This window comes from Polaromonas sp., assembly GCF_029945685.1.
GTDB lineage: Bacteria > Pseudomonadota > Gammaproteobacteria > Burkholderiales > Burkholderiaceae_C > Polaromonas.
In genome coordinates this window covers 69,798-83,187 of sequence record NZ_JAQSDA010000009.1, presented here as the reverse complement: position 1 = coordinate 83,187, position 13,390 = coordinate 69,798, and the positions used below count along the sequence as shown (strand labels likewise).

The 13,390-nt window shown below is 57.5% G+C and carries 13 protein-coding genes and 1 pseudogene; 11 read left to right on the top strand and 3 right to left on the bottom strand.

Annotated elements, in window-relative coordinates; genetic code table 11:
• Positions 1 to 18: 18 nt before the first annotated feature.
• On the bottom strand, positions 19 to 312 hold the full coding sequence (locus tag PSV26_RS07125; protein ID WP_300569236.1) for a hypothetical protein: 294 nt from the start codon (positions 310 to 312) through the stop codon (positions 19 to 21).
• Positions 313 to 516: 204 nt separating this feature from the next.
• Between PSV26_RS07125 and PSV26_RS07120 the strand changes: the two are divergent.
• The 6 genes and pseudogenes from PSV26_RS07120 to PSV26_RS22655 form a co-directional block, all read left to right on the top strand.
• Positions 517 to 770 (top strand): annotated as a pseudogene (locus PSV26_RS07120) (divalent metal cation transporter); the annotation flags it as partial.
• Positions 771 to 935: 165 nt separating this feature from the next.
• On the top strand, positions 936 to 2,111 hold the full coding sequence (locus PSV26_RS07115) for a hypothetical protein (RefSeq protein ID WP_300569234.1): 1,176 nt from the start codon (positions 936 to 938) through the stop codon (positions 2,109 to 2,111).
• A 13-nt stretch (positions 2,112 to 2,124) separates the two neighbouring features.
• On the top strand, positions 2,125 to 2,781 hold the full coding sequence (locus PSV26_RS07110; RefSeq protein ID WP_300569231.1) for a TerD family protein: 657 nt from the start codon (positions 2,125 to 2,127) through the stop codon (positions 2,779 to 2,781).
• The gene (locus tag PSV26_RS07105; protein WP_300569229.1) at positions 2,759 to 3,766 is read left to right on the top strand and encodes a hypothetical protein; all 1,008 of its coding nucleotides are present in this window, start codon (positions 2,759 to 2,761) and stop codon (positions 3,764 to 3,766) included. The genes PSV26_RS07110 and PSV26_RS07105 overlap by 23 nt, the downstream gene beginning before the upstream one ends.
• Before the next feature lie 15 nt (positions 3,767 to 3,781).
• Positions 3,782 to 4,141, top strand: a complete 360-nt coding sequence (locus PSV26_RS07100) for a hypothetical protein (protein WP_300569226.1) — start codon at positions 3,782 to 3,784, stop codon at positions 4,139 to 4,141.
• A gap of 200 nt (positions 4,142 to 4,341) precedes the next feature.
• Positions 4,342 to 4,584: a transporter gene (locus PSV26_RS22655; RefSeq protein WP_366945977.1), complete on the top strand. Its 243-nt coding sequence runs from the start codon at positions 4,342 to 4,344 to the stop codon at positions 4,582 to 4,584.
• Positions 4,585 to 4,653: 69 nt separating this feature from the next.
• Here the strand turns inward: PSV26_RS22655 and PSV26_RS22650 are convergent, their stop codons facing one another.
• Positions 4,654 to 4,779 (bottom strand): zinc-ribbon domain-containing protein, encoded by a 126-nt coding sequence (locus tag PSV26_RS22650; protein WP_366945973.1) that lies wholly within the window; start codon positions 4,777 to 4,779, stop codon positions 4,654 to 4,656.
• Positions 4,780 to 5,146: 367 nt separating this feature from the next.
• Here PSV26_RS22650 and PSV26_RS07090 point away from each other — a divergent pair, with 367 nt between their 5' ends.
• The 5 genes from PSV26_RS07090 to PSV26_RS07070 all read left to right on the top strand — a co-directional run bounded on the left by PSV26_RS07090 (position 5,147) and on the right by PSV26_RS07070 (position 11,406).
• Complete coding sequence (locus PSV26_RS07090; RefSeq protein WP_300569220.1) at positions 5,147 to 5,938, top strand: VWA domain-containing protein; 792 nt, start codon at positions 5,147 to 5,149, stop codon at positions 5,936 to 5,938.
• Positions 5,939 to 6,351: 413 nt separating this feature from the next.
• On the top strand, positions 6,352 to 6,756 hold the full coding sequence (locus tag PSV26_RS07085; RefSeq protein WP_252635940.1) for an MgtC/SapB family protein: 405 nt from the start codon (positions 6,352 to 6,354) through the stop codon (positions 6,754 to 6,756).
• A gap of 122 nt (positions 6,757 to 6,878) precedes the next feature.
• Positions 6,879 to 8,165 (top strand): sodium:proton exchanger, encoded by a 1,287-nt coding sequence (locus PSV26_RS07080; protein ID WP_300569215.1) that lies wholly within the window; start codon positions 6,879 to 6,881, stop codon positions 8,163 to 8,165.
• Entirely contained in the window at positions 8,162 to 8,653 is a 492-nt protein-coding gene (locus tag PSV26_RS07075) for a DUF4124 domain-containing protein (RefSeq protein WP_300569212.1), read from the top strand. Before PSV26_RS07080 ends, PSV26_RS07075 begins: the two co-directional genes overlap by 4 nt.
• A gap of 80 nt (positions 8,654 to 8,733) precedes the next feature.
• Positions 8,734 to 11,406 carry a heavy metal translocating P-type ATPase gene (locus tag PSV26_RS07070; RefSeq protein WP_300569209.1) on the top strand — a complete coding sequence of 891 codons (2,673 nt, stop codon included), beginning with the start codon at positions 8,734 to 8,736 and terminating at the stop codon, positions 11,404 to 11,406.
• A gap of 60 nt (positions 11,407 to 11,466) precedes the next feature.
• Here the strand turns inward: PSV26_RS07070 and PSV26_RS07065 are convergent, their stop codons facing one another.
• On the bottom strand, positions 11,467 to 13,176 hold the full coding sequence (locus PSV26_RS07065; protein WP_300569206.1) for a phosphoethanolamine transferase: 1,710 nt from the start codon (positions 13,174 to 13,176) through the stop codon (positions 11,467 to 11,469).
• Positions 13,177 to 13,390: the final 214 nt, after the last annotated feature.

Genomic DNA, 13,390 nt, shown 5'->3' with positions numbered 1-13,390 from the left:
GGGTATTTCAGTTGCTGGTCACGCAATCTTTACGTAAAGGTAGTGCCCAAGTTTTTGAGTACGAAGCATATGATTTTCAGAATTGGTTCGCTGTTGCTTGTATGGGCCATTGTGCTGCTGGCAATCGGTATGGTCGACAGATTTCTTGGCACCCCGTTGCAATTGATCGTGGCTATTTGGATATGCTTTGGTTTTTGGTTGCTCCTTCACCGCAAAATGCCATTGCGAATGTCCAAAGCCGATCAACCTGATGTTCAGGGTGCCTGGAACGCAATTTGGCAAGCGCTGTGCTGGCCCAAATACCTTTTTCAAAAATAAGCTTTGTGCAATCCCGGCCGTTGCCCCGCCGAGGGAAAACCGAGGCGAAGTGACGAAGGTCTACGCATTTACGGTCATTGCCGGAAGCGTGAGGAGCGCGTACTTGCCCGGTATGGCAACAAACCTTATGGGCAATCGCACGCTTTGGATAACACTGCAAGAGGGGTGCGCATGCTTGACACGCAAGGGAGAACTCAAATGGCCGGCCAGACGGAAACGCGGAGCGATGCAAGCGACTCGCCGCCGCTAGCAGATCAATCCTGGTTGAAGAAATTAGGGCCTGGTCTGTGACGGGCGCAGCCGACGACGACCCAAGCGGTATAGCCACCTACTCCCAAGCCGGTGCCAAGTTTGGTTTTGGGATGCTGTGGACCATCGTTTTCACCTGTCCGCTGATGGTAGCGATTCAATTGGTCAGCGCCCGCATTGGGCAAGTCACTGGGCGCGGACTCCCGGGTTTCGTGGAGGCCCGTTGGGTTAAGTCAGGCCGTTGTGACGGCCTGCCTGGCTAATTGCCGATAGTAATTTTCTTCAGCTTCGGCAGGGGGAATTTACCCCATACATGATAATACCGCTTGGCGAGGCGAGAGCCCCCGGATCTATCAAAGGAGACGCTGATGAAACCAACTGAACTCCCCGCTGCCTTGCACTCGCCTGGCACGCTCGGGCTCCCGCTCCTCCAGGCAACGCCTCTGGAAACCGGGGCCATCGTGCTACGTGCGGAGCAGGTGCCGCAGGCCGAGCAGGCGTTGGGGGTCCTGGATTTTGGCGCGGTACCCCCCGGCGACATCATCAAAATTGGCTTGGGCTCCGAACTGGCACTGCAGCAGACGCTGGACGGCTTCCTGGCTCGCCTCGACAAGAAGACGGCTGCCAAGGTGTTCGCGCTCTTTGAGCGATTGGAAAAGGGCGTCGAAGATGCCAAGCTGCCCGAGATTCTGGAGAAGATTCAAAGGGGCGAGCAGCGCGGATTCTTCGCCGGCCTCATCGCCAAGGTCGCCGGACGCAAGCCGGAGGATGCCATTCGTGATTTCATGCAGGAAGTCGGCGACTTGGTGGCGGGCCGCACGCGCACTTTGGCTGACGAGATGCAACGCCTCGAAGGCGAACTGTCCAAGGAGATGAAGACGCTGTTTGGCGAATTGCAGGCCCTCGAAACGCTCAAGCGATCCTACGGAGAGCATTTCGCAAGCTTCACTCTCGACGCCGCAGTGGCTCGCGCCTTCCTCGAAAAAGCCAGGCAGTACGTAGCGCAGGAGCAGGCCAGCGCGGATCCCGCCGATGTGGCCACGCAGGCGCGCGTACGCGAGTTGCAGGACAAGTTACGGCTGCTGGAAAGCCGGGCGCTGGCGCTGGAGGGCACATATACCAGATTGCCGGCCGACCAGATGGTGATTCAGCAGATCGAGGCCGCAGGGGTGGCGACGCTACAGGAGACGGCCACCACTGTTTCTTCGCGCTTCGCTTCGATCAAGATGACGCTGCTGTCCATCCATGGCGCCTTCGCGGTAAAGTCTGTGCAGCAGATCGCTGAACGCCAGGCGCGCCTGGACCAGCAGCTTACGCAGCTGCGCGGCCAGGCCACTAAGGACGTTGCTGTCACGGCAGCCAAGGCACCCGGCGATAATCGCGTGGCTCAGGCCCAGCAGATCGCAGCTATCATCACCCAGACCCGCGAGATCCACGAACTGGTGGAAGCGGCAAAAAAGGAAACCGAAGATAAGTTCGAGCAAGCAAGGCGCATGTTCGAACAGTCTCGAGCCGACCTCGCGGCACTCCACAACCAACGATAGCGGGAGCCACCTGATGCTCACTCTTTCCCTCGACAAACCGGGCGCGAAGCCAGCCCAGAAATTGCAACTGTCCCTCAACAAGGGAGCCAGCTTTACTGTGACGGTCGCCTGGAAATGCAACGCTCGGCACGAGGACGACGTCGACATCCACGCGCTAGAGGCTCGCAACGACGGCGGGGGCGCGAAAGTGACAGCCCTTGAGCAGATTCTGTCCACCTACAACACCACGAGGATGAGTCCCCGGACCGGCGTGCTGGCGAGCGCTGTAGATGGCTCCTTCGCTACCTCTTCGGGTGCGCTCCGGCATTCAGGAGACATCCGTGTACAGGGAAACAGCGAAACTATTGTGATCGACGGGTCCAGGCTTCCCGCCGGCGTCAACGAGATCCCACTGTTTGCCACCGTCCACAAGGCCGAACACGGACGGGAGCACGAAGGCGGCACTGAATCCGAGGAAGAAGCGGCTTTTGCTGACATTGAGGTCTGCACCGTCACGATCGCAGACGAGGGCGGTCAGGAACTCGGTGCTTACCAGCTCTCAAAGGAGTTCGGTGACTTCAACGTGGTGCAACTGGGGAGCGTCATGCACGGCGACAGTGGCTGGGAGTACGCCCCGGTGGGCCGCGGCTTCACTGGCACTATCAACGATGTCCTCAGCCACTTCTCCTGACGCTCGGAACAAGAAGCTGCGCCCGACAGTGGTCGAGTCACCTGTCGCTTCCACGCGCAAGGCCGCGGATGCCCTGTCGCGCCGAGTTGAGCCGCCGGTTCCCGCTGCGTCTCCTGTTGTAGCGGCGCCGGTCGTGCGGCAACCAACGGCCATCCCAGGTTTCGAACGCCAGCGCATCGCAGTTCAACCGGATGAGCTCGAGAGGCTATCGCCGGGAGCAGCGTCCGAGGTCTACATGCAGGCAGGTGCGCTCATCGCCGTTTTCGTGGTGGACAAGGCCACGGAGCGTAAGGCCATCCTTTGGGGCCATGATCAGCAGAAGGCGTACAGCGACCTCGTAGGTCAAGCGCTCACCCTCTCCCGCAGTCCCGTGCTGTACAAAGTTCAAAGCTATCTCACCCGCACGATGGACATCCTCGCGTCGATTGACCTGCTCGCCGCATGCGGGCACGGCGCTGGCGGAGTTATGGACCGGATGCTGCAGCGGGTTAACACACGGATTGACACGCCGGGCGAACTGGCGAGCGCCCAAGCGGAACTTGAGAAGCTCGTTGCGCTGATGGCGGCGGCACTGGAGGAATTGCTAGACTTTAAGGACCAACTCCTCGGCGTGGTTGAACGCACCGAAGCCGCTGGCGCGCAGCTTGAAGCCGCAGCGATTGCTGCGTCGTTCCTGTCGCAACACCTGTCGAATAAAAAGGACGCAGTGGCGCAGCGCTTTGCCGAACGCGCCATGAGCCTGACTCAGACACTGGCCCTCATCCGCGAGGGTGGAGCGACCAGGAGCTTGCAGCTCGAGCAGCCGATCTCTTTGGTCAGCGCCATTCAGAACGTGGTGCTCGTCATGCTGCCGGGGTTCATTGGAAACATAGCCTCGATTACCGCCCTTTATGCCACAAAGACAGCGATCACGCAGACCGAGGCCGGCGAGATGGCGTACCGGCTTCGGGACATCGTCGAGCAATTGAAATCTTCAACCAGCTAGGCAGCGAGCGGATTCATGACCGGACGCATCAAGAAAAAGGCGATGGTCGCGGCGATCGCGTTGCAGGGCGCAGCCATCGCCTGGGCCCAGGTCAACGAACCCATTAATGCGGACCGCCCCGGCATTGCCGATGGCAGCAAGGTGATCGGCCACGGTCGCTTGCAAATCGAGGCGGGATTTCAAAAAGAGTTCCGCCGCGCTGCGGGCACTTCCAATCACCGTGCCATGGCCCCGCTGCTGCTACGCGCCGGCATGGGGCAAAACTGGGAGTTTCGGCTAGAAACCAATTCCTACGTATTCCAGACATCACGCGACGCATCCGGTTCACTCGTCCGCGAAGAAGGACGCGCGCCCGTGGCGCTTGGTGCCAAGTAGCAGATCACGGACGTGAAGGATGGCACTACGCCCTCCCTTGGAATGATTGCCAGGCTTGTGCCGCAGTCGGGATCCGGCAGCTTTCGTAGCCAGCGCACCAGTGGTGATCTGCGTTTGGCGGCCGATTGGGATTTTGCACAAAAATGGCCTCTTAATCCGAACATTGGTGTCTGCCTCGTCGAAGACGATGAGGGGCGAACATTTTTCGCCCGGACTTTCGCCGCCACTCTGAGCTACAACCCCACAGCCTCGCTCAGCCTGTTCGTGGATGCTGGGATGCAATCACCCGAGAAAGAGGTGGGCGCGCCTCTGTCATCCTTGACGCTGGCCTTGGCTACCTGCTCGCACCCAACGTACAACTGGACTTCAGCGTTGGCAAGGGTGTACGAGGCAATACATCGCCAAGGGCATTTGTGTCGGCAGGCATCAGCACGAGATTTTGAAAAGAGGGCCAACGAACAGACAAGAGAAATGTACGACCGGCTTGTGAATCCGGCCTGACCCTTTAGTTCTTAGGATGGGACGGACTTGCCGCACCCCGGGCAAAACTTAGCGCCAGCCGGCGCGTCGGCGCCGCACTTGGCGCGTGCTGTCCCTGAAGGGGCGGGTGGCTGGCCGCCGTAATTGCTTGGCGGCATTCCCCCGGAGGCGGACCGCCGTGTTTGCCATAGCCACCATGACCGCCACCGCCGTGCCCCCCGCGATGATGACCTCCAGCCATTCCACGCAGCAGATTCTCAAGAAAACCCCTAAAGCACTCCTTGTAAGCGCATCGAATTAACAAAAGCGTTGACTCGGGCGGAGTCGAAGCTGCTGAAGTGTATCCCTGCCGCTCGTCGATGCATCCCCGGCGCTGGTAACCAGTTACTGGAAGGCTGTGATGGCGGGCGCTGTAAGCGCGAATCTGGAGTATCCTGCGGTCGGCGGCTTTACTATGACCTATACGCGCCCGAGCCTCCTCGCACTATCGAAGACCAATACGGCACACCTTGAATGGAGAGCATCATGAACGGCAAACTGACACTCAATCTCGAAAAATCGGCTGGCATCTTGCGACTAGCGCTCGACAAGGCCGGCGTCGTCGCGGCCGTGAAGGCGGAAACCGCCGCGATCATTGACGTTTCCGGCTCTTTCGAGCACGAGCACGAGGAGGGCACGACAAGCCTCCTGATTGAGCGCCTTGTGCCGTATTGCGTGGTACTCGACCCAGACCGGAAGATGGATGTTTTCACCTTCAGCTCGGGCGAGCGCAGTGCGCACTATGTCGGAAGCGTGACGCCGGAGAACGCCGAGGGCTACGTCACGCGGAACATCGTCGAGCGGGTCCCCGGTTGGAATGGCGGCACGACCTACAGCTTCGTGATCGAACGAGCGCTTGAGCATTTCGGGTGGAAAGAGTGCGAGGAGGCTCACCGAGCGTCGCAAGGCAAAGGCTTCCTGTGGCGCCTTTTCAATTTGCCTCAGCAGCAACATGAGCACGGTACACCGCACACTCACGAGAAAAAGCGCTCCCTTGTCCTCTTCATTACAGACGGTGAGAACGAAAAGAGCGACGAAGCCCGCACCACGCGCGTGCTCGAGGAATCGCAGCGACGTGGGGACCAGGTCTACTTTCTCTTCATCGGAGCATGCGAGGACAGGAACGTGAAGTTTGAGTTTGTCCAGCGAATCGCCAGCCGCTTTAAGAATACCGGCCTGGTGGTCATCCGCGACCTGGAGGCCTTTGTCGCGCAGTCCGACGAGGAGCTGAATGCGGCGCTGCTCGGGCCCGAACTCGTGGAATGGTTCAAATCCTGACAGGTAGGTCGCCCGCGCCGTTTGTCTCCTTACTTCAAGCGTAGGAATAGCTGCCGGCGAGCGGCAGCTGTACAGGAGGGTGATCGCCAGGGGCTACGGCTGACGGCAGAGTACTTCAGCCGCCAGCAGCTTTTTCGGGGGGCACAGACTCAGGCGGAACGGCGGTTGAGCAGTTTGATCCAGCAACACGCCGCTCTTCAGCCCTATGGGCACGGACCGAACAGCGTGGTCACATTTCAGTCTGAAATTCTCCTGATGAGCATGCTGCGTTGCAAAAACGGCAAATAAGGGCGTCTGTCCTGCATGAACTTAAAGCCAGCTCGGGTATAAGAATCAATCAATCACTTCAGGCCACCGGTATGACCAGTTCTTTGTGGGGTATATGGGGAGACGTGACTAACCATCTTTTCCGGATGTCCCTGGCTTTCCTATTCACCATGCCGATTGCGTGGAACCGGGAAAATGGCTCGAGAAGCGCGGGCCTCCGAACTTTCCCTATCGTTGCCATGGCCAGCTGCGGCTTCGTGCTACTCGCAATTGAGGTGCTCGGCGAGCGCTCGGTCGGGCAAGCCCGGATTCTGGAGGGCGTCATCACGGGTATAGGTTTTATCGGTGGTGGTGCCATTCTCAAGGCCGGCACAACCACGCACGGTACAGCCACCGCAGCCAGTATCCTCAACACAGGTGTAGTGGGCGCTGCCGTCGGCTTCGGATATTACGACATTGGCTTTGTGCTTGCCCTGGCAAATTTTTTGGTGCTTTTCGGACTCGGAAGGCTCAAAACCGAAGGGAAAGAGGCAGGTGATGGGCCGGACTAATTTCCCTGCTAGTGGGCCTTTCGCGGTCGCATGAATGTCTATTACTTCAGTCACTTTCCGTCTATCACAGCTATCCGATGGTGATGCTTGAAATCCAAAATTAACTTCCATAAGGATTCGAAGTGAAGCGCTTCTTGACTCTTCTTGCTATTGCCCTGATCGGTATCGCACCTGCCATTGTCTTTCGCTTAAGTGGCTGGCGTCCCAATCCCGTGCTGGACATGGCAGTTTTCGGGGTTGCAGTGCTGGCTGCAGGTTTCATGCTTTCGTGGGGTGCCGAGGCCGCCGAAAAACGGATATCTCAAGGTCTCATACTCGCGTTAGTTGCGCTGGTCACGGTGCTGCCTGAATACGCTGTAGACATGTACTACGCCTATCAGGCCGGCAAGGCGCCAGAGTCCAACTATGTCCAATACGCGGCCGCCAATATGACCGGCGCTAACCGATTGCTGGTTGGGCTGGCTTGGCCGCTGATGGTTTTTTTACACTGGTGGCGTACCCGTCAGCGGGGTATTGCCCTGGCCACTGTCAACATGGTGGAGATTGGTTTTTTGCTGCTGGCCAGCCTGTACGCATTCGTCATTGTCCTGAAAAACAGCATCGGCTTGCTGGATACAGTTGTCCTCGTCGCCATCTTTGGCGCCTATCTCTGGCAGGCTGGGCGCATGCCCAAGGTCAAGTCAGGTCTTGAAGCGGATGATGAGCCCGGGCCTGCGGCGGCGCTTTCAACGCTGTCCCCTGCCTGGCAATGGGCATGGATGGGCGGTCTGACCGTCATTGCAGCAACCGTCATACTGGCGTCCGCCGAACCATTTGCGGAAGCCATGATCCAGTCTGGAAGAATCTGGGGTATTGATGAGTTTTTGCTTATCCAGTGGCTGGCGCCACTGGCCAGTGAGGCCCCGGCAGTCGTTATCGCCGTTCTATTCGTACTTTCCGGCCGTGCCGAAGGCGGTCTGACCACCATGATCAGCGACAAGATCAACCAGTGGACATTGCTTGTGGGGATGCTGCCCCTGGCAATGAGCTTCGGCGCTGGGACCTGGACGGCCCTTCCGCTGGATGCACGCCAACATGAAGAGTTTTTCCTGACTGCAGCGCAATCCATATTCGGAGTTGCTCTCCTGCTACGGCTGCGTCTGAGCTTGTGGTCGGCCATAGTACTTGCGGCGCTGTTCAGCGTCCAACTGGGTATAGCATTTCTTTACAGGGATGATGCCGTCAGAGCCATCAACTCGTTGACAGTGCTCGGTTGGTTGTACCTGGTTATGGGCGTTGCGCTATTGATCTTTGGGGCACCGAGCGCTTGGCGGGCGGCATGGCAACTCCAGTCCGCCATTGACAAGCAAAGGCTTCCCGCTGCAGCAGCAGCCGGATCTGGCCCAGCAGATGCTGCACCGAAGCCATGAAAGTCGAACAAGTTTTCAGACTGGCCGCATGCGCAGCTCTGTCCGGTATCGCTACGCTGAGCATCGCCGACGAACGCATTATTTACAAGTCAACTCTGTCAGACGGCCGAATCATCTATTCCGATGAACCGGTGCCCAAGGCAAGCCGAAAAGAAAAAATAAGCATTGAACGGCATCCGCCAAATGCGCAAGACGCGGAGGCAGCTCAGAAAGCCCTTTCCATGTCGCGCGCGCAGCTACTTGAAAATGCCGCGGCTCGGTCTGCTCGTCTCAAGCAACTCGACAAGCAGGTCGACGATGCCTACAGTGAACTTAAGAGTGCGGAGTCAGACCTGCAGCAAGGTCAGGAAGTTCAGGAAGGAGAGCGGCAAGGTCGTCGACTTACACCCTCATACTTTCAGCGGCGACAAGCACTTGCCAACGCTGTGCAAAAGGCCCGTCGCCGCCTGGACGGCCTGTTAAACGAACGCGCCTCGCTTCAGTATTGAGACGGCGGAACATGAAACAGGCCGACGCCTTCCCGTGCCGTTCTTTGATATTTTGTCAGAAATGAAAGCGAGTCCTCATCATGAGCGAACCCATCAAATTGCGTCTGGACCTGCCGCTGGTCCTTCCTCATATTGACAATGTTGAGGATCGTTGCGTAGCCCGACTGATCGCCTCCCTTTCCGGCCGACCTGGCATCTCGCAGGCGCATGTTGCACAAGGTCAGGATCATCCTCCGCAACTTTGCATCCACTACATTCCGTCTGTAATTTCACTGACGAGAGTTCGAGAACTGGTAAGCGCGGCAGGTGCTGCGCTAAACGAGCAGTACGCCCATGTCGTCATCAGTGCGCCGCCTCTACATGCGCGCGCCGCACGCCGCATCGCAGAGGCTCTGCGCGACACAACCGGCGTATTTGAAGCTGATGTCTCGGCCTCTGGCACCGTACGCATTGAATATGACAGGCGACAGGTGTCTGCCAGTGACCTGCGGGCAAAGGCCGCCGCGCTGGGTATAGGCAATGACAAAAGAGATCGGGATTTGATTGCTGCGGCGGCTGAGGATAAGCCAAAACCGCATTCACATCCTGGGCATTCCACCAGCGAACAGAACCACAGTCACGAACATCGGGCCGCCGCGCCTGAAACGACTCCTACATCGCCACCGATCACAGCGGCAGATGAGCAACTGCCTTCTCCCGGAGGTGAGCCGCCTCTCGGTGCAGAGGATCATTCTGGACACGATCACAAACACGGCGACACAAGTGACCATGCGGAACATGATCACGCGCACGGTGGCATGTTTGGGGAGCAAACCGAGCTGATCTTTGCTGCGTTGGCAGGCCTTCTTTTACTCGGTGGCTGGTTGGTAGAACGCAGCGGCGCCTCACCCAGCTGGTTACCGACGGCTTTTTATGTCTTGGCTTATTTGTTTGGCGGCTTTTATACCGTCAAAGAGGCCGTCGAAAATCTTCGCGCCCGCCGCTTTGAAATTGACACCCTGATGCTGGTTGCCGCAGTTGGTGCTGCGGCCCTGGGGAAATGGGCAGAAGGTGCTCTCCTGCTGTTCCTCTTCAGCCTGGGCCACTCTTTGGAGCACTACGCCATGGGCCGAGCTCGTAAGGCTATCGAGGCACTGGCCAAGCTGGCGCCGGAGGTGGCAACGGTTCGCCGGGAAAATGGAACGGAAGAAATCGGCGTCGGCAAGCTCCAGGTTGGCGATGTGGTCATCGTGCGGCCAAACGAGCGCCTTCCGGCCGATGGGGTCGTGGTCGTGGGAACTTCAAGCGTTAACCAGGCACCGGTGACCGGAGAAAGCGTACCCGTCGATAAAAGTCCGATAACTGACGCAAGGGCAGCGCTCAGCGCTTTTGATCGGGTGGGCGCTGAGCACCGCGTTTTTGCCGGCACGATCAACGGCTCTGGCGCTATCGAGGTGATGGTTGCCAGGCGCTCCGAGCAATCGACCATGGCACGCGTTGTCAAGATGGTCACGGAAGCCGAGGCGCAACGCTCGCCGACCCAGCAGTTCACCGAAAAATTTGAGCGGATCTTTGTGCCGGCGGTTTTGGCGCTTGTGGTTTTGCTGATGTTCGCCGGTCTCGTCATTGACGAGCCATTTTCTGCGACTTTTTATCGCGCCATGGCCGTTCTCGTTGCGGCCAGCCCTTGCGCATTGGCCATCTCGGTGCCCAGTGCGGTTTTGAGCGGTGTGGCAAGGGCTGGACGGGGTGGCGTTCTGGTCAAGGGCGGCGGACCGCTGGAGAACCTTGGCACGTTGACGTCGATTGCTTTCGACAAGACAGGCACGCTTACAGAGGGCAAACCAAAACTGACCGACGCAGTGGCAATGGATGGGGTAAGTGACGATGAATTGCTTTCGGTTGCGCTGGCTGTAGAGCAGCAAAGCGACCATCCCTTGGCGGGCGCTATCGTCAACGGGGCGCGGGAGCGACTGGGCGGCCGTGTGAATCCGCCAGCGGTCACCGATGTGAAAAGCATCACCGGTCGGGGCGTCCAGGCACTTGTTGATGGGCAACAGGTGCATATTGGCAAACCATCGCTCTTTGATGAACTGAAGGATTCGGCATTGCCAGCGGAGTTGGTGGCGGTCAACGACAAACTGGTTGCCGCAGGTCGGACCACGATGGTGGTGCGCAAGGGCACGAGATTTCTGGGAGTCATTGCCGTCATGGATACCCCTCGGCCGGCTGCAGCGCAGGTGATGGCGGAACTACGCTCCCTGGGCATCGAGCGTTTGATCATGATCTCCGGGGACAATCAAAAGGTGGCCGAAGCCGTTGCAAAAAGCGTTGGACTCACAGAAGCCAGGGGCGACCTCATGCCCGAGCAAAAAGTCCAAGAAATCAAGGCGCTCCGCGAGAAGCACGGCAAGGTGGCGATGGTAGGAGATGGCGTCAATGATGCCCCTGCCATGGCCAACGCTACCGTCGGCATTGCAATGGGTGCTGCAGGGTCCGATGTTGCGCTTGAAACCGCCGATGTGGCCCTCATGGCTGACGACCTGGCTCAACTTCCGTTTGCGGTTGGATTGTCCCGCAGCACGAGTCGCATCATTCGCCAGAACCTGTTTGTCAGCTTGGGCGTGGTTGCGGTGTTGATTCCGGCCACGATATTTGGTCTCAACATTGGAACTGCTGTGCTTTTCCATGAAGGATCCACTGTGATGGTTGTCGCGAATGCATTGCGTTTGCTTGCCTACAACTTCACGTCAAGCGCCAACAAAGAAGCATGAATGTCGGTCGAGTTCAAGGTCCGAAAGGCGACTGCGGTACCTCTCAGGGGCAAGAGATCATCATCTTGTACCTGTGCAAGATGCATACACATCTAGTTGAGGCTGGTAGACAACGGTCTTAATACTGAGCAGCCCTAGTACCGAGTGAAAGTAATTGTCGTGCGTAATCTTCTCCTCTTGTTTCTTGTGCAAACACTGCGGAGTGAGAGTTTTCTTGCTTGCAAAGCGGGGGGATAGCCAGGTAAACCAAGGCACCCTCGTCTGCACATCAGGCGCGATAGCATACGGCAGGCCGTGGAGGTAAAGATTGTTCTCGCCGAGGGACTCTCCATGATCACCGACATACACCATGGCGGGAGCATAGGTGGCTTGCTGCGTTCTGAGCCAATGAATAGTTGAGTCGAGGAAATGGTCGGTGTAGATGATCGAGTTGTCGTACGCATTTAGCAGTTCGGCTTGGCTGCAGTTTTGCAAATCGTTGCTCGAACATTCAGGCCCAAATTGTTTAAACGCTTGGGGAGAGCGAAGGTAGTAGGCCGGGCCATGGCTACCCATCGCGTGCAGTACCAAAACCACCCCGCGCGCACGCGCCTTTGCAGGCAGCGCTGCAATCCGTGCATCCAAATCCTCAAGCATGATGGCGTCGTAACACGCACCCTCCGGACACAATTGAGGGTTCCTTAGTTTGGATGTATTGGCATAGCCAACGCGATCACATGCCGCTTTGCAACCTGACTGATTGTCCAACCAAAGCACTGCCATCCCCGCGCGTTGGATCACGTCCAGAAGACCCTCAAAATTCTTGCTTCTCGCGTCGAATTGGGTTCGCCCAAGGTTTGAAAACATGCAGGGAAGGGCCACCGCCGTACTGGTCCCACATGCTGAGACGTTCCGGAAGCTGGCGACTTCTTCGTGTCCCAGCTTGGGAGTCGTCGGACGAGGATAGCCATTTATGCTGAAATTGCCACTCCGCGCCGTCTCTCCAACCACCAAAATTATCAGCGGCGGAAGATCATTGGAAGCAACCTCAGGGGAGCGCGCATCCAGACCTATGGGCTCCAGGACTGATCGATCACGTTGTAGCGGCCCTGCAGCTAAATAGCCCAAGGCATACATCGAATTCAGCGGGTTCATCAAATACCGCACCTGCTTGTGGTTACGCATCGTGGACGCAAGCGGTTGATAGCTGAGTACAACCGACACTGCAAGCAGGATCACGGCAGCTATCGCCATCAGAAAATTCTGAAGCAGCCGTCGTGACCAAGGGCCGTAGCCAATAGGTAGGCGCCAGATTGTCCAGGATGGCAATACAGCCAATACAAGCACCGTAACGACTAATCGCGGACTGAACAGGTCTGCTGCCTCCCTCACGTCGGTTTGAAGCACATTGATCATCATGGTCGCATCAATCACAACGCGATAACTCCACATGAAGTAGGCCCCAAAAGCCGAGGCGAATAGCATCAGCGTGAGAACGGGTTTCAATGTCCAGCGCCATGCAAACAGGCTGAGCATGGCCATCAGTGTTGCAGCAATGATTAACATCATTGCCAACGAAAAAGCAAGCCCTGCTGGGTCGCTAGTCAACGCAAGATGGGACAATTCGCGCCACAGAGGAAAATTGGCCGCGGTCGCCAGCCAAAGACTGCCGCCGGTTACCAGCCAAATGGGATTGTGATTCCTCGGAGCCTCACCTGCATGGTCGACGGAAGACGGAAACTTGCGTGAAAATGGCGCCGAATCGAGGCGCCAAGCATGGAAAAATTTCATTGCATCGCCTCGATTCGCATTGGGGCATGAAACCGCGTTTTCATCTGGTTTCCCACTAAGCGTCAGTTCCTCTAAATTTTTCCCACAAGCCACCTTCGTCACCTTCTTTTTCTTCTGGTTTTAGGAGGTAGCTTTTTTCGATATATATCTGGTATTTTGAGCTTTTTGTCTCTCCACAAAAAGTACAGAATGATCAATAAAAGGACAACCGAAA